This is a genomic window from Psychrobacter sp. NPDC064578 (genome assembly GCF_044901245.1).
Taxonomy (GTDB): domain Bacteria; phylum Pseudomonadota; class Gammaproteobacteria; order Pseudomonadales; family Moraxellaceae; genus Psychrobacter; species Psychrobacter cibarius_C.
Map to the genome: position 1 here is coordinate 364,381 of NZ_JBJDPI010000002.1, position 16,112 is coordinate 380,492.

At 43.6% G+C, this 16,112-nt stretch carries 13 protein-coding genes; 4 read left to right on the forward strand and 9 right to left on the reverse strand.

From position 1 onward, the window contains the following. Positions 1-235 precede the first annotated feature (235 nt). Both nadC and ACI2JM_RS03425 read right to left on the reverse strand, forming a co-directional pair. The gene (nadC, locus tag ACI2JM_RS03420) at positions 236-1,096 is read right to left on the reverse strand and encodes a carboxylating nicotinate-nucleotide diphosphorylase (protein WP_201559950.1); all 861 of its coding nucleotides are present in this window, start codon (positions 1,094-1,096) and stop codon (positions 236-238) included. 170 nt (positions 1,097-1,266) lie between these two features. Further along, complete coding sequence (locus tag ACI2JM_RS03425) at positions 1,267-2,343, reverse strand: NrtR DNA-binding winged helix domain-containing protein (protein WP_404642121.1); 1,077 nt, start codon at positions 2,341-2,343, stop codon at positions 1,267-1,269. A 270-nt stretch (positions 2,344-2,613) separates the two neighbouring features. On the opposite strand from ACI2JM_RS03425, the gene nadA reads away from it, so the two are divergent. From nadA to ACI2JM_RS03440, 3 genes are all read left to right on the forward strand, one after another. Continuing rightward, complete coding sequence (gene nadA / locus ACI2JM_RS03430) at positions 2,614-3,753, forward strand: quinolinate synthase NadA (RefSeq protein ID WP_404642123.1); 1,140 nt, start codon at positions 2,614-2,616, stop codon at positions 3,751-3,753. A 1-nt stretch (position 3,754) separates the two neighbouring features. Further along, positions 3,755-5,650 carry an L-aspartate oxidase gene (gene nadB, locus ACI2JM_RS03435; RefSeq protein WP_404642125.1) on the forward strand — a complete coding sequence of 632 codons (1,896 nt, stop codon included), beginning with the start codon at positions 3,755-3,757 and terminating at the stop codon, positions 5,648-5,650. 77 nt (positions 5,651-5,727) lie between these two features. Then, positions 5,728-6,621 (forward strand): phosphatidate cytidylyltransferase, encoded by an 894-nt coding sequence (locus ACI2JM_RS03440; RefSeq protein WP_404642127.1) that lies wholly within the window; start codon positions 5,728-5,730, stop codon positions 6,619-6,621. A 7-nt stretch (positions 6,622-6,628) separates the two neighbouring features. On the opposite strand, the gene ACI2JM_RS03445 is transcribed toward ACI2JM_RS03440, so the two are convergent. Genes ACI2JM_RS03445 through ACI2JM_RS03455 form a run of 3 tightly spaced genes read right to left on the reverse strand, consistent with a single transcriptional unit; the run spans position 6,629 to position 11,457 of the window. After that, on the reverse strand, positions 6,629-7,444 hold the full coding sequence (locus ACI2JM_RS03445; protein ID WP_404642129.1) for an SDR family NAD(P)-dependent oxidoreductase: 816 nt from the start codon (positions 7,442-7,444) through the stop codon (positions 6,629-6,631). Between the two features lie 8 nt (positions 7,445-7,452). Further along, positions 7,453-8,658 (reverse strand): patatin-like phospholipase family protein, encoded by a 1,206-nt coding sequence (locus ACI2JM_RS03450; protein ID WP_404642131.1) that lies wholly within the window; start codon positions 8,656-8,658, stop codon positions 7,453-7,455. After that, positions 8,659-11,457 carry an alpha/beta fold hydrolase gene (locus ACI2JM_RS03455; protein WP_404642133.1) on the reverse strand — a complete coding sequence of 933 codons (2,799 nt, stop codon included), beginning with the start codon at positions 11,455-11,457 and terminating at the stop codon, positions 8,659-8,661. It abuts the gene before it with no gap. Between the two features lie 269 nt (positions 11,458-11,726). Here ACI2JM_RS03455 and ACI2JM_RS03460 point away from each other — a divergent pair, with 269 nt between their 5' ends. Beyond that, positions 11,727-12,638, forward strand: coding sequence for a lysine exporter LysO family protein (locus tag ACI2JM_RS03460; protein ID WP_055124515.1), 912 nt, complete (start codon positions 11,727-11,729; stop codon positions 12,636-12,638). 36 nt (positions 12,639-12,674) lie between these two features. On the opposite strand, the gene ACI2JM_RS03465 is transcribed toward ACI2JM_RS03460, so the two are convergent. The 4 genes from ACI2JM_RS03465 to ACI2JM_RS03480 all read right to left on the reverse strand — a co-directional run bounded on the left by ACI2JM_RS03465 (position 12,675) and on the right by ACI2JM_RS03480 (position 16,107). Beyond that, a complete protein-coding gene (locus tag ACI2JM_RS03465; RefSeq protein ID WP_404642135.1) occupies positions 12,675-13,382 on the reverse strand; it encodes a hypothetical protein in 708 nt (235 codons plus the stop codon). 70 nt (positions 13,383-13,452) lie between these two features. Next, complete coding sequence (locus ACI2JM_RS03470) at positions 13,453-14,652, reverse strand: hypothetical protein (RefSeq protein WP_404642137.1); 1,200 nt, start codon at positions 14,650-14,652, stop codon at positions 13,453-13,455. A 60-nt stretch (positions 14,653-14,712) separates the two neighbouring features. Further along, entirely contained in the window at positions 14,713-15,375 is a 663-nt protein-coding gene (locus tag ACI2JM_RS03475) for an OmpA family protein (protein WP_404642139.1), read from the reverse strand. 12 nt (positions 15,376-15,387) lie between these two features. Then, a complete protein-coding gene (locus tag ACI2JM_RS03480; RefSeq protein ID WP_372861881.1) occupies positions 15,388-16,107 on the reverse strand; it encodes an OmpA family protein in 720 nt (239 codons plus the stop codon). Positions 16,108-16,112 lie beyond the last annotated feature (5 nt).

The window sequence follows — 16,112 nt, forward strand, 5'->3', positions numbered from 1 at the left end:
TGCAACGATGACCCAATAGATGGTTAACAATAACTTTGTAGCTTATATTGTATCATAGGCAGATAAGCTAATTAAATCATTAACTTTGCTTACCTTTCTGGCAGCAGACTATCGACGAAAATAGAGGCTAAACATTGACATATCAGCCACTATTTGGCGGGTAAAAAACCTCATAAAGCCTAATCGCTAAAATAGGTATGTGAAGACAGGCAGGTAAAGACAGCCATGTTGAAAATCATGCGCTAAAATCAAGACCGATATCTAATGCCGTGGTACTGTGCGTCAAATAACCCATGGCAATAAAATCAACACCCGTTTTTGCTGCTGCTTGCACCGTTTCAGGAGTAATACCACCTGAAGCTTCTGTTCTAGCGCGACCTTTACACATCGTTACTGCCTGCGCTAGTATTTCAGGGGACATATTATCTAATAGCACCAAGCTCACGCCAGCGTCTAGTGCCTGCACTAGCTGCTCTAAAGTATCGACTTCTACTTCGATAGGAATTAAATGCCCAGCGAAATCTTGGGCTTGTTTAATCGCAGTCTTTATATCACCAGCGATGGCAATATGATTGTCTTTGATTAAAATAGCATCGTCCAGTCCCAAACGATGGTTGCGCCCGCCGCCGCAGCGTACCGCATACTTTTGTACAATGCGCAAGCCTGGAATGGTCTTACGTGTACAAGTAATTTGCGCAGGATAGTTTGCCACACTATCTACAATTTTTCTGGTATCTGTCGCAATGCCACTCAAGTGGGTCATAAAATTGAGCGCGGTACGTTCTGCTGTCAGTAAATGGCGCGCATTACCACGCACACTAGCCAAGACTGTACCCGCGTCAACCCATTCACCATCAGCAACTTGAGCCACAAACTCAATCTGAGAATCAACCATCGCAAACGATAAACGTGCCAAATCCATACCACATATCACGCCTGCTTGCCGCGCTTTAATCTCTAGCTTTGCTTGCATATCGGCTGGAATGGTGGCTTGTGATGTGACATCCCCGCGTCTGCCCAAATCCTCAGTTAGCGCAGCTTCAACTAAAGGTTTAAGCAATACGTCATCCAATGCTGGTTCTTTTTTAACTGTCATTTTTAACCCTTAAATAAACGTGGCGTTCATATATGCTTATGCAATTAAACTCAAAATGAGCATAAATATAGCGTAAAGTTAACAGCCTCGCAAGGAACCGTCATCATTTTGTGCAGCCGACAGGGTTTTATAATCATCAAAATAAAGATAGCAAGGTAGTCTATTGACGCCTATTTACGCTTAGGCAACTTACTATCCATCAATAAGCTTTGTAGTTCAATATCATGACGAAAGCGATAAAGCTTGGCAGGACGACCACGTTGGGCGCTACTACTCTGTCCTGTTTCCATCACAAGTTTTTGTGAATCTAGCAGACGACGGAAATTTTGCTTGTGCAAGCGCACTCCTGAGAGCGCTTCTACGCTTTGTTGTAATTGTGACAAGGTAAATACATCTGGCATCAAGCCAAAAATAAGCGGTCGGTATTCAATTTTGGCACGAAGCCGTGAAATAGCCGTTGCAATCACTCGGCGATGATCATAATACATCGGCACACCAATGAGCTGTGACCAGCTTTCAGGTAGCTTATTCTGATGGCTCGATTGATGAGCGCTTTGATGATTCATTGAATAGCTAGGTGGATAGTTCGGTGCTTCCGGTATCAGTCCCGCTTCATACAGCATCTCATAGCGCAGTAGCACATGCTCAGCGACCCACTCTCTATTTTCATAATGCTCATAGGCTGTGTATTCATTATCCGCATTTTCACTTGTGGTCATATTACCCACTAAGAGCGCTTCACTTACACCCCAACATAAACCAATACGCTGACGGCGGCGCTGCTGAATGCCTGAATCTTTAGTGCTATCTGCCCAGCTCAATAATGCTGGCACAATATTGGTCATAATGATGCTAGGTATGCCATCCAAATGATTTTCCCAAGGAAAGTAATCATACCAATCGCGCCACGATGCTTGGCTTTGTAGCTGCTGCGTTTGTGTCTCTTGTACCAGTCCCAAATAGCTCACGTAGACCAATGCGTGACCATCAACGTTGCGCCTATTGGTATCGACAAAGGTATATAGCTGCTCCAAATAACCAAGTGGTTGCTGTGTTTGCTCCTCAACCCATTGGCGCACGCCAGCTTGCAGTGAGCGATGCAACGGCATCAATGGACCATTGGGTAACAGCTTTCCTTGATCAACGGTTAAGACCCTAGCGGTATGCTCAGTAATGGCGACTAGCACGGCCACGACTTCTGTGGTGCCACTACCTTGCTGATGCGCGTGTGAATAAGACAACGTCATGACTTTAGTGATTACCTTTTATTTTAATTATTAAATAACGCTCAACTGCTAAGCTGTTGACCATTTGCTCAGTATAGCTTGAATCAACGATTATCATAGTTCGTGGTTGTAATTATATAAAATGAGTCTTTATAAATCATAAATGTATAAAAAATACTTGTATTTATGCTCAAAATGAGCATAATTAATATATCTGATTAGCCAGCGGTATTCATTGACTTATTTTTAGCGGCATATTGCTTGTCGTTACTACCTAAAAGGTTTGCAGCTATGAACACTTATCCTTACGACGCACCCATCATGAGTAATGACAATCGCATTGCAACACAAATGAATATTGAATATGCCAAAGCTAAAATCCCAGCAGACCTTCCACGTGCTGAACGTCTCATGGTTGAGGAAAACATCAAACAGCTATTAAAAGCGCATAATGCGGTATTGGTCGCCCATTATTACGTCGATCCCTTTATTCAAGATTTGGCATTAGCAACGGGCGGTTGCGTGGGTGATTCGCTTGAGATGGCACGCTTTGGGCAAGCGCATAGTGCCCAGACCTTAGTAGTCGCTGGTGTACGCTTTATGGGCGAGTCAGCAAAAATTTTAAGTATGGAAAAAACGGTACTTATGCCGGACCTAGAAGCTGAGTGTTCGCTTGATTTGGGCTGCCCTGCTGACGAGTTCTCCGCATTTTGTGATGCCCATCCTGAGCGTACGGTCGTTGTTTACGCCAATACCAGCGCCGCCGTCAAAGCTCGTGCTGACTGGGTGGTTACCTCATCAGTCGGTATTGATATTATTCGTCATCTACATGCGCAAGGCGAACCTATCATTTGGGGTCCTGACCGCCATTTGGGTAAATATATTGCTAAAGAGACTGGCGCAGATATGCTGCTTTGGCAAGGCTCGTGCCTTGTACATAACGAGTTTAAAGCGACCGAGCTGGTGCAATTAAAAGAGGATCATCCAGACGCCAAAGTTTTGGTGCATCCAGAATCCCCCGACAGCGTAGTAGCGCTCGCCGATGTGGTCGGCTCGACCAGTAAACTGTTGCAATCGACTTATGAGATGGATGCCGATACTTTTATTGTCGCCACCGATTTGGGTATCTTGCACGAAATGCAAAAGCGCTCGCCAAATAAGCGTTTCTTAGCTGCGCCGACGGCTGGTGAAAGTGCCAGTTGTAAGAGTTGCGCGTTTTGCCCATGGATGGCAATGAATGGTCTAAAAGGTATTGAACAGTGCTTAATGCAGCGCAGTGGTGAAGTTTTGATGACGCCTGAACTGGCAATCTCAGCTAAAAAGCCCTTGCAACGTATGCTTGATTTTGCCGAATTACAAAAACAACGCGTGACAGCGAGCGGCGATATTGTCAAAGACCGCGAGTTGTTTGCCAATGTCGGGGCTGCCTAACATGAGCGCGGCACTTACCGCGAAGCCATTAAGTGCCCCTAGCTCTGATGATATTGTACAAACTGACGTACTTATCATTGGCGCTGGACTAGCAGGCTTAAGCACGGCTCTAGCGTTACCAAAATCGCTGAATATTACCGTATTGAGCAAAGCCGCCTTGGAGATTTGCTCCAGTCATTATGCCCAAGGTGGCATCGCGGCAAGCTTGGATAAAGAAGACTCTGTCGCTGATCATATCGCCGATACCCTAATTGCTGGCGCAGGGTTATGCGAAGCTGACAATACCAGTCGCATTTTAAGTGCAGGGCAAGAGGCCGTCCAATGGTTGTGTGAGCAAGGCGTGCCTTTTACCCAAATACCGCAAAAAGATAATGCAAAACCTTTCACCAAACTACAGACCGAACTACAAACTGCTGACTTACATTTAACCAAAGAAGGCGGGCATGGTTGCAGGCGAGTCGCGCATGCGGATGATGCGACTGGTCGACACATTATGGAAGCCTTGACCGTAAAGGCGCAAGCCGCTGCCCATATCACTATTTTGCCTGATCATGAAGCGCTGAGGCTTTTAACAAATAGTGATAACCAGTGCCAAGGGGCGCAAGTTTTTAACCATAGCAATCAGCGACAACTGACTTTTTATAGTCACGCCGTCGTCTTAGCCAGTGGCGGTTTAGGACAGTTGTTCAAGCGAGCCAGTGCACCAAATGTCTGTGTTGGCGACGGGGTTATGATGGCATGGCAAGCAGGCTGCCGCTTGGCTAATTTGGAATTTATTCAATTTCACCCGACTGGCTTAGCCTTAGATGACAGTAGTTTTTTAATATCGGAAGCACTACGCGGTGAAGGTGGACGGCTGACCTGTCCGCAAACTGGCAAACGCTTTATGTTGGAAATTGATGAACGGGCAGAATTGGCACCGCGCGATATCGTCGCTCGCGCCATCGCTGAGCAGATCAGTAATAACGGACTTGGCTACGTACATTTAGATGTCAGTCATTTGCCAGAGCAATTTTTACGGGAGCATTTTCCGCAGATTTATAAAACGCTATTAGAGCTTGGTATTGATATCACGAAACAACCTATCCCCGTTGCACCGACTGCGCATTATAGTTGTGGCGGTGTGGTCACGTGTGCCAATGGTTTGACCGATGTGGCAGGGCTTTATGCTGCTGGTGAGGTTGCTTATACAGGTCTACATGGAGCAAACCGCTTAGCTAGTAATTCACTTTTGGAGTGCGTAGTAGTTGGGCGCAATATCGCTACGGACTTGCCGCGCTATTTAGCATCAATAGAAACGTTAGAAACGACTTTACCTCATGCTAATTTAAACAAATTAATCCATGATACGTGGATAGCGCCAACGCTTAAAGATAGTCAGCGCATTACTTTGCCATCGTCTACTGAATATGAAAGCTATACTAATCATAACGTCAATATAAATGCTGACACCACTGGAATAACCGCAGAACTAAAAGCTTTGATGACCTCCCATATGGGCATTACTCGTGATGCTCAGCAGTTAGAACAAGCACTTTTACAAATACAACAATGGCAACAACAGCTTAACTGCTACGACTCTAATCAACTAAGCATCTATAATAAAGACAACGCTACTATTTTGAATGAGCTGCCTTACTTTCAATTAGCACGACAATTACAATTAGCCACGTTGGTTATTCAATCAGCTTATCAGCGTTATGAGAGTCGCGGTGGTCACTATCGTCAAGACTATCCACATTTGGCAACCACACCTCGAACCAGTGTGATTGCGCCCTTATCGAAGTTGAGAGAAGGCGACAAAACAGGCAGCAGAGAGGGTGGCATTGATTGGCTGCTTCAGCCTATAATCGATGACACAGAGGCTAGAGTGGTAAATACAGTTGTTAACATCTAACAGCAATTGGAAGCTGCCACTTTAGCCATGAAAAATGGTAACTTGCCGTTCTTTATTGACCTTGAAGTGCTAAAAATATGGCTACTGATTTGCAGTTTGTGACCGGACTTATGATGGTCGTCAGTGTGACGTGGGGCATGCTTGCCCTACCTCGCTTACGTCAGCGCTTACCGAAAATCTATTTGATCGCCCGCTCATGGTGGCTCATGTTAGCGGCACTTTGTGCTTGTTATGTTATCGCTAAGATAACGGATAATAACCAACCCATGCAGCCTCCTACCTACCCCTACCAATGGCTGCTCATCGCTTTTTTCATCTTGATTGGTCTGCGTGGCTGCTACGAGATTAAACGCTTATGGTGTCTACAAAGCAAGTCTGTGCTGATTGAGAAACTGCAAGAGCGCGGTTTACAACCCAAGATATTGCCTTTTAGCCAAACCTCTTCCCATTCTACTCCAGCTTACACACGTCTAAATCGGTTAGACCTAGTCGTTAGTTTTGCTTTTATCACCCTGATTATCAGTCTCATTGCTTTACAACAATTAATCTGGCAGCGCGAGCAGTATGGCGTTTTATTTTTTGTGTTATTCGCCAGTCAATTTAATGATATTGCCCAGTATTTATGCGGACGATTGCTTGGTCACAAACTGTTTAAGCGTGGTCTTGCCCCAACCATTAGCCCGAATAAAAGTATCGAAGGCGCTCTTTTAGGCAGTATGCTAGCGGCGATATTGGCAACGCTATTAGGCATTTGGCTCACGCCTTTTAACTGGTGGATTTGCTTATTAGCCGCTTACGGCTTAGCGGTCAGTGGTATCGCTGGAGATTTATTAGAGTCCGCCTTTAAACGTCAGCACGGGGTGAAAGACACGGGTACGATGCTCGCCGGACATGGCGGCGTATTAGACAGAGTAGATAGCTTGCTCATTGGCGTGCCGCTATTTACCTTGTTTTATTGGCTGCTTGGGTAAGCTGTTATCAAGTCGTTTTATCCAATTTACTGCGTAATATCCAGTTAAGCATAGGCTTAGGCAAATGATTGAGCGCTCGAGTAATATAACGCGTGGAGCGCGGAAATACTGCCAGCTCAACATCATCATCAATGGCTTGCATAACATTCTCAACCGCCGTTTGCGTACTGATGATGAATGGCTTATGACTGGCATCGCCGTTATTCAAATCGCGTAATGCTTGAGTATCGATATAACCTGAGGCGATGCAGTTGACTTGAATATTATAAGGCATCAGCGCCGCTCGATAAGCGCTAGCAGTCGCAATCATGGCACGTTTGCTTTTGGCATAAAGACTGGCATAAGGGTAATTCATAGTACCGGCGATAGAAGCGATACAAATCAGGCTGAGTTTGTTGCTTTTATTAAAATCCAATGAATAACTTTGCTGTTTCAATTGCTCACTTGCCCATCTAAAAACCTGCTCAAATGCTTGCAGATTAATTGCTAGCATTTTATCGCTGTCAGCTTGACTCAGATGATGAACACGCTCATTGGTGTAACTGCCCGCACTATAAATCAGTCTTTGAAAACTAATATCTGACAAGTTATCTACCAACGTTTGTGTTTGCGCGCTATCGGTTAAATCGCAATTATAAGTCATGATATTAGGATACTGACTATTGATAAGGTTTATCTTCGACACGCTATGACCAACTACGCTCACTTGCCAGCCAAGCGCCTGATGATGCAGCGCCAACGCCAAGCCAAGACCGCTCGTACCGCCAAAAACGAAAATATGTGATGGCTTATGAGTTGAAGTCGACTGTGTGATGTTTTTCATTTTAGAGTTCATAGACCATGCTGCTGTATATATTCAGCCGTACGCTGATACCCATACTGCCATTGCACCTGCATCTGCTGTACAAAGCCATCATAGTCACTGTGAATGAGTTCAACCGTCATTTGATTTATATTAAAACGCTTTTGTACATGCTGTCCTGCCAACTGCTGACCATTATCTGCAAAGGGTAACCAATGCAATTGATGGCTATTTCTTTCTGACTTCATAAGTGATGACGTTTCCATTGGCTGATAACCATGCACTTGTGCCAAGCGCTCATTTGGGTCAAAACCAAAAACACGCTGAATCGCAGGTGCAGCAAGATAAGAATCATAGCCTGCCTTGGTCTCTGTAAATACCGTCTGTCCCAGTTGACATGCTAGCTCAATAGGAGTGAGATTAATAACGCCACCCAAACACCAGCCGAGCGTTGCAATATGCATGGGCGGTAGATAATACATATCTGCCATAGAAACACGAACCGCTGAATTAAATTCCCACTGCTTTACGATATTTACTGACTGATGGATACGCCTATCGGCAAACGTATGCGCAGGTGCGTTAAGTATTTCATCAAAATGCTCTGATGCTGCCAAACGCGGTGGCGCAAATAATAACTCTTGTAGTTTAAACTCATCGTAAACAGAACTATCAGCAGTAGGTGTTTGATTGCTGGGTTGATTGGGTGCTTTAAACAGTCGGCTGGCAATAATGGCTATCTCTGGCGCGGCGGTATTAAACGAATTATTATTCTGCTGGGGCGAAAAACGAGACAATTCATCGAGCCATTGCCCCTCGTTATCTATCCGAAACATCGCCAACTGCTGCAACTCATCTAATAGTCGCTCATAGTTGTCTGTTTGCTGCTGTTTTTGGCTTTTAGAAACTTGCCGTGACAAGCGCCAGCGTTTAAGCGCCTGCGTCATATAACGTATTTTAAGTCGTTTATTGGCTTCGTCTGGCTCGACATGTCTAATCGCACTGATGACATAATACAACTCACGGCTGCACATGAGATCCTGCAAATCCTTAGGATCAGGCGCTAGATTAACCAAATAAGCCGACAGACTACCACCGCACGTACCAATGATGAGATCTGGCTTCAAATCATGAGCAACCAATGCCGCATAACTGCCCAAATAATAAGCAAAACGTGCGCCGCCCCCTGAAAACAGTTGCACGCGCTCATAAGGCTTGGTATTTTCATTATTCATCTATGACTTTTCAACATTTGGTGCTGTTTTAACCGCTAATGACACGGTAAAGATACCAAAGCGATCGATACGCATGGCGACTTTCTTAAAGCCAGCATTTTCAACCAATTGATCCATTTCCGCTTGTGAGCGACAGCGCATCACCCAACTGCTACCGCGATGATTATTTAAGGTTTTACTGATAAACTCCTGCTCAGGATGCCAAGGCTGATTGGTATAAAGCAAATAACCCCCAGATTTCAAACTATCATAAATGCCTGCCAATGCCGTTGCTGGTAGCGTATTGTCAGAAAACAATTCAAAGACACCAGAAGCAATGGCGATATCAAATTTTTTATCGTCAAGGCCTTTAGTATTGTCACTTTCCTTCTGTAAATAAGAATAACTGGCAGGGTCAAACGCATCTTTTTGACAAGTAAGGACACGATCAGCAATCTCTAACTGCTCTGCTTTGGCTTGCAATGCTTGGATATTATGCTGCTCATAATCGCGTAGCTCAGCGTGCAAGCTGGTAAACTCTGTCAGTAAATCAAAGGCATAAAAGCCATGTCCACTAGCGATATCTAGTAGTTTTGGTTGGTATGGTTTAGTACTGCTCTGGTTTTTGTCTTCAATATCTGCCAGAGCCTCGCGTGCCAGCTCCAATATATGCTCACGGCGGATACGAATCCCTTGCCAACCAATATTGCTCAAGTAAAACTTATCAACCGCCTGACCAAATTTATTCTGCCCACTCGGTTGATTATAATAAACGTGATCGAGCGAATGCCCCGAATCAAAGCCATGCTCCAGTCCTGTGGCAATCGCGTCGCTGACATGACCAAATTTTTGCATGGCAAATCGAGTAATGGCAAAGCTTGGATTAAAGGGTTTAATCGCTAAACGATCAACCTTATCTTTACTGGCACTATTAAGATGAGCCGCGCTTAAATCAGGCGCTTTAACGTCCTTACTGAATACCTGCTCAGCGAACTCGATACAATCTGCGAAGACGTCTGCCTTATTGGTCTCATGAAAGATTGCATGATAACTGTCTGGATAGAGTTGCCAGCGTTTATCAGTCGTATTAATTGCCTCATAAAAATCGCGCTCTGCCTGCTTATCGACCACGTAATCTTTACCTGCACATAATATAAACGTCGGTACAGTAATAGCGCTAGCATCATCGAGCAAGCGTTGACCCGTGGCATGCGTATCGATAAGCAGATCAGTTGAAATGCTATTAGAAATCAGCGGATCGGCATTATAAGCTTGCTGTGCGTCTTTATCATGGGTTAAGACTTGCGCCTTGACGTAGCTGCTCACGCGTGACATCAGACCTAGCGCGCGAGCTACCTTTAGCGATGGTATGGCAAATGGCATGTACAAGCGAATACTCAACGCTGGCGTACCCAATATCATCCCACGAATATTTGGCGCATAATCATGTACCCATGCTGCGGCGAGTACCGCACCGATACTACTGGCGACGATTAAGGTATCCTCGATAGCAATGCCCGTTTGCCCGATAACCAATTGTACAAAACCGTCTAAATCGCGCTCAAGCTCGGTGACACTCTCGGCATGATCCTTGATACCACCCGAGCGCCCATTACCGCGCGCATCCCAAGCAAATACTTGATAGCCTGCTGCCGCAAACTGTTGCCCAAGCTCTGCTAGTCGTCCCGAATGTTCGTGACCACGATGTAACAGAATGACTTGGCGTTGTTGTGTGTGCTGCTGACCGGCTTGTTTGATATTCTCTAAAGGTGTCGTTAACCAATAGCGATAATATATTGCCGTACCATCGTAAGCATTGTAGCAATTTTCACCGCTTATCAATTTGGAAGACGATAAATTGAGCGTATCGCTAACCTGCTCCACTTTTTCATGACTATTGAGAGGGGTGGTTGGCATTGTCTTAGGCTCCAAAAAGGACGTTTTAACAGCAGAATTTGATAAAGGGGCATTTAATGAAGAAAAATTTGATAGAGGATAGCTTAATAAAGAATAATTTGATGAAACAGCATCGAAAAATAGCGTATTAGATTGACCAACATTCACTTGGTAACCAAGAAGAAAAACTGATTGATACGATGCGTCTGGTATTGACTCAAGACTGTCTAAGCGGTTTGAGCGTAGCACAGGTGGCTTGCGCATCAAATATAAGTCTGCCATATAACGCAGCCGATTCAAGCAAGTTTTTAATAGTAGTGCCTCTGTCAGTATCAATAGTGGACCCACTTTGATATGCGATAGCACGATCGGTGCTTTAGTCACCATAAAAGCGCCAAGCAAACCTAGTAGAAAAGCACGATCGCTTTTGCCTAGAGGTCCTTGGTTTGCTCTAATATCTAACATCGTATTACTGGTGATACCTAGTAACTCAGTGCTGATACTAAGCACAATCAGACCGACAATATGACGCTGATGGATTGATATACGGTTTGGTAAATTGACTGCCGACGCTTGTAAGTTACCATTAGCAAGATGAGGAGCAAGACTTGCTATGAGCGCCGTATCAGCCACGATATCACCCACTTCATTAAGCACTGCCCCAAGCCTTGAGGCTTGCCCATGCTCACGCGCCATCATGCCATCGATAGCATTGAGCGCCATACGCACAAACAGTGATGAAGGTAACAGCAACCATAATGCCTGCTGCTCAGTTGCGGGTTTGGCAATCATATAAGCCGTACCAAGGCTCAGTAATACGGCTGACACCGTCACTTGATTTGCTGTCACCTTTTGCTCGACCAACGCATCACTTATTGGGCGCAGCTGATCTTGAAACTGAGACTTGAGCTGATATAGCGACATGAGGCAAGCCAAATATAGTAAGTCTATTAATGTAGCAACAAAAGTTGATCAGGTAAATACTTAAGCGTTGTTACCAGTCAAATTATCATAAATGAAATCCTGACTTACAGCTTAGTGATTCACGATTTTATCTTAACGCTCGATATTTGGTCGTCAAACAGTCGGCTTTTACAAGGAATCTTAGCCGCTCATGTCAGTATTAATCGTTTCATGTGATACAATTTCCAGCTTCTTAAAAACGCCTTTGAAAATGCCGCGAGCCAATCACCATGCAAAGCCTAGTTACCCTTGTTCTGGTATTAATGCCAATGTTTATTGGCTTTGCCATTCCTTCTCATCCAACCATGACAAAGCTTGCAGATAAAGGCTTGTCTTATCTGGTATTTATCATCTTAGCGCTGATTGGCATCGAGCTGTCACAAGTTGAAGGACTTGGCAGTCAGATAGGCGAAATTGCCCTTTATGTGACTATATTATCGATATTGACAATTGGCAGTGGTTTGTTTGCCCTGATGCTATTTGACCGACTGCGTCCATGGCATGCCAAAAAACCCAGCGTAAAATCTAAAGAACATCGCGTGAGTATCCGTGGTAGCCTCGCTCAAGTCGTTTGTGTGGTCATTGGTATGGTGATTGGTTATTTCTTACCAGACAATTATATGCCGCCTGAAAATACCATGACGGTGATGCTGATGATATTAATTTTGTTGGTCGGCATTGGCTTAAAAGGCTCAGGTATTACGCTAAAAGAAGTGCTGCTGAATAAGCGCGGCGTTGAGATGAGTGTCATCTTTACACTAGCTGTATTGGTTGGTGGCTTGATATTTGCGCTGATGTTCAGTGAGGTATCGTGGACCAAAGGCTTGGCACTGGCATCAGGGTTTGGTTGGTATTCGTTATCAGCAATCGTCATGACCGATGCTTATGGCGCGGTTTGGGGCAGTGTCGCGCTATTTAATGACTTGGTACGTGAGTTTTTTGCGTTGATATTTATCCCCGTGTTTATGCGTAAATATCCCTCAGCAGCGGTAGGGCTTGGCGGCGCGACGAGCTTAGACTTTACCCTGCCAATTATTCAGCAATCTGGCGGTCTAAAGGTCGTGCCATTGGCGATTAGCTTTGGCTTTATTATTAATATTGTCTCGCCTGTGTTGATGGTGGTGTTTTCGGCGTTGGGGTAAGAATAATTTTTAACGGTTGAAGAAAATCAGTCGTTATTATTCGAACAGTTCACAGTGCTTGGCATATTCACCATATCTTTGCATATCAGATTCATATTCAAGACTCATCAAATCATGGACGGTACTACTTGCCATTAAAGTGGCGCGGCGCTGTTTTGCCTCAAGACCTTTTAGATTAAGCGCTTTAGAACTAGGGTTTATATAATCTGTCTCTCTAACCAATAGTTTATTTGAACACTCATAAGTACGGATACGCTTAGCATCGATATTATATTGAAATACTAAAGTGTTCTTAATAATGAGAGCGCGATTGCGTGATAAAGAATCGAAACCAAAAGTCGTTAAAGCATCTTCATCAATTTCATTGGTAGCTGCATGACCAAAAATAAAAATACTGGCTTCTGGATACTCGTTGATCTTTTCTGCCATTTTTACAAATTCCGCATCATAAATAGCAGATAACTGACTACTCATTAATGGAAAAAACCCAGCAAACTCCATTTCAAGCGCGTCACCTCCCTCAATTATTATTTTACAGCCTTTAGCATCGACTACCGTATGAAGTGGCGTTTCAGGGCACTCGTCTATAGCATCAAGCACACCATCGCCATCTAAATCGCTATCTGCCTGCATCGTTCTGATATTTTCATCTTTAGGTAGCTTTTTAGACGGCGCAGTTGTATTAGTTTGACAACCAGCTAAAGCAATAGATGCTATTAATAATAAAACGCTATAAAGTCCCATCAGTAGCCTTCCTCTATACAATTAAATACTACTTTAGCATTCGTAAAAAATTAATTAAAAAAAGTATAACCTAAGCCATCTCTAGATTTTTTTCCACCTGACACGCCTTATCATGCCACTGGATAAACTCATCAATATGAGAAGGTGCTCCACTGCCACTTTCCCTAGCAACCTCTTTACCAACCATACTTTCGACATAATGGCATGCTCGGTAGTTTTTGGCATACTTATCATAATCAGCCACCCATTGTTTGCGCGCTTTTAACTCCTCTTGACGTTGCTCAATGCTATTGTCCACATCGGTATTATCAGAGCCAAACCAGAAGTCCTTAGCAGGGATATCTTTAGCTAACTTCTTATTCTCAACCTCACTCATACGCCACGGCTTGGCAGTGAGCCGCGCTCGAAAGCACTGCTGCGCTTGGCATAGACGAACATAATTGGTATCCGCATGGAAATACGCAAACCATTCCGCGACTAACCTATCACTTGGCGATACAACATCGTGAGTCGCAATAATACGAAAGCCTGCAGGTGTTTGATATAAACGAAAGCATTCGGTAGGATGATTAGCAATACGTTTTTTGATCAAATCTGTCATATAAGGCAGTAAAGAGGCGGCATCATCGGCATATTTTTGCGCGCGGGTCTTGTCTCTGGCGCTGGCTTGTTGCCACAAATAAGCAGTCGCACCAAACATAACGACTAACAGCCATAACCATGATAGTCCTAGCCAAGCGATGACACTGGCAATAATTATAAAAACAACAACAAAAAGCCAAATTTTAATTTTGCTGGCGGGATTGCTTTGATTAACGAGGAAGGCAGACATAAAGCCATGATGGTTATAATCATCAGGATAGTTATGACGCAATAAATCATCATTATCGACATCGATAATGGCAATATTATCGACGTTGGCGACTTGTGCGCCATAGCTGTTGCGCGTAACGATAAGCTTCGTTACTGCTGCACTATTATTAGATGGTTCATTTTCTGGAAAATCATGCTTATCAATAATCTTTTCACGAATAGGAATGCTATTGCCTTCGTTATACTCTTCCCTGCGCTCACGGCGTAAGATATCTTCACCTGCCAGCCAGCGATTATGCGCCTCATTGACTCGTGATTTAGCATGAGTTAACGCTGCACTTTGACTGACGTCCGACCAACCATAACGTTTGATAGTAGCTTGCTTGGAAGGTTTACTAGACGTTTCTAGCGATTCAAAGCGCTGTTTGTGTTGCGCCCAGTATTTAGGGATAAGCATGAGATTTGCCTTCGAGTAGTTATTTTTATCTTATGGTTATTTATTAATAAATGACAAAAACTAAAACTCGATACACCTGTTTGAGCCTAGGTCATTTTGATGATAATTAGCTTTGTGGTTTTTTAAATCAGTTACTAAGCTATAAACTCTACGATTCATAGATCTGCCTTCCTCGGTATCAGAAGGTGCAATAGAACCTTTAATACCGCAATCAAGAGTAGTTAGACGACTAGGCTCAATTCTGTGATTTAAAATTAGGTAATTTTTGACAATGAGTGCTCTATTCTTAGCCAGTGAGTTTGATTGCAACATTGAGGTAGAAGCTTTATTGACCTCATCCTTCGAGACATGAGCTTCAATTTTTATAGTAGCCGTATCATAGTTATTCATCTGTTCTGCTACTCTATCAAGCTCATCATGATACTGTGGCAGTAATTCACTGCTATCCTTGGTAAAAAAAGCACGATACTCCATCATTGGAGGCATACCAATAAGACTTGTAATCTCAGGACAACCTCTTTCGTCCACTACCACGTTTTCTGTCGTATTTGGACATTGATCTAAATCATCAGGCACGCCGTCGCCGTCGCTATCTAAATTCATCAGAATAATTGGCAAATTAATAGTTTGAGCTTTTTGGTTAGACAAGTCATGCGTTTGACATGCAGATAGCGTTAAGACGCTGATTAAAACAACAAGCATACTTCTCAATAGCGTATTCATAAATTATTTCTTCTAAAGCTGCTGACAGACTTCTTTATAATGCTTCAAAGAATGCTGCTCATCAGGGTAATTCCTAGAATATGCTTTATCAGCTTCTATTACCGCCCCAAAAACTCTTTGATTCAACAATGACATTTCAGCAGCATGCTTTTCAGTTTCAATATTAGCACCTTCATTATTAACACCAAGCTGAATTTTATCCCTGCAATCAAACGCCAAAATTTTATCAGCAACAATCCCTTGCTCTACTAAATAATCTTTGACTAATTTCACGCGATTACTCGCTAAGCGCCTATTATTAGGCGTGGCGTTAGTGGATTGACGGTTTTCAGCTTCAGCTTTGGAGATATGGCCTGATAAAATGGTAATTAAATTAAGGTTGTTACGCGTTTTTTCAGCGACCTTTTGTACTTCAGTTAAATAAGCTTCGTTGGTTAGGGTAAGGCTATCTGAGGTGAAATAGACTCGAATATCCATTACTAGTGACCCAATCAAATTGACCGCCACTGGACAACCATAGGGATCAACCTTGACCTCTTCAGCAGTGTTAGGACAGTTATCAAGTTCATCGGGCACGCCGTCATTGTCTGTATCTGCAAGTGGCTCTATCAATACTTTAGGTGTGTTGTTTGCCTTTTTATCTATTGTATTATTTTTAGGTGTAGATTGGCAGGAGGCTAAAATAAAACTAGCTATTACGATGGCTATCGCCATCCATGACTGAGTTTTCATACGCC

Excerpts from the sequence above, each read along its gene's own strand:
- nadC (WP_201559950.1), bottom strand. The coding sequence starts at position 1,096 with ATGACAGTTAAAAAAGAACCAGCATTGGATGACGTATTGCTTAAACCT.
- ACI2JM_RS03425 (WP_404642121.1), bottom strand. The coding sequence starts at position 2,343 with ATGACGTTGTCTTATTCACACGCGCATCAGCAAGGTAGTGGCACCACA.
- nadA (WP_404642123.1), top strand. The coding sequence starts at position 2,614 with ATGAACACTTATCCTTACGACGCACCCATCATGAGTAATGACAATCGC.
- nadB (WP_404642125.1), top strand. The coding sequence starts at position 3,755 with ATGAGCGCGGCACTTACCGCGAAGCCATTAAGTGCCCCTAGCTCTGAT.
- ACI2JM_RS03440 (WP_404642127.1), top strand. The coding sequence starts at position 5,728 with ATGGCTACTGATTTGCAGTTTGTGACCGGACTTATGATGGTCGTCAGT.
- ACI2JM_RS03445 (WP_404642129.1), bottom strand. The coding sequence starts at position 7,444 with ATGAAAAACATCACACAGTCGACTTCAACTCATAAGCCATCACATATT.
- ACI2JM_RS03450 (WP_404642131.1), bottom strand. The coding sequence starts at position 8,658 with ATGAATAATGAAAATACCAAGCCTTATGAGCGCGTGCAACTGTTTTCA.
- ACI2JM_RS03455 (WP_404642133.1), bottom strand. The coding sequence starts at position 11,457 with ATGTCGCTATATCAGCTCAAGTCTCAGTTTCAAGATCAGCTGCGCCCA.
- ACI2JM_RS03460 (WP_055124515.1), top strand. The coding sequence starts at position 11,727 with ATGCAAAGCCTAGTTACCCTTGTTCTGGTATTAATGCCAATGTTTATT.
- ACI2JM_RS03465 (WP_404642135.1), bottom strand. The coding sequence starts at position 13,382 with ATGGGACTTTATAGCGTTTTATTATTAATAGCATCTATTGCTTTAGCT.
- ACI2JM_RS03470 (WP_404642137.1), bottom strand. The coding sequence starts at position 14,652 with ATGCTTATCCCTAAATACTGGGCGCAACACAAACAGCGCTTTGAATCG.
- ACI2JM_RS03475 (WP_404642139.1), bottom strand. The coding sequence starts at position 15,375 with ATGAATACGCTATTGAGAAGTATGCTTGTTGTTTTAATCAGCGTCTTA.
- ACI2JM_RS03480 (WP_372861881.1), bottom strand. The coding sequence starts at position 16,107 with ATGAAAACTCAGTCATGGATGGCGATAGCCATCGTAATAGCTAGTTTT.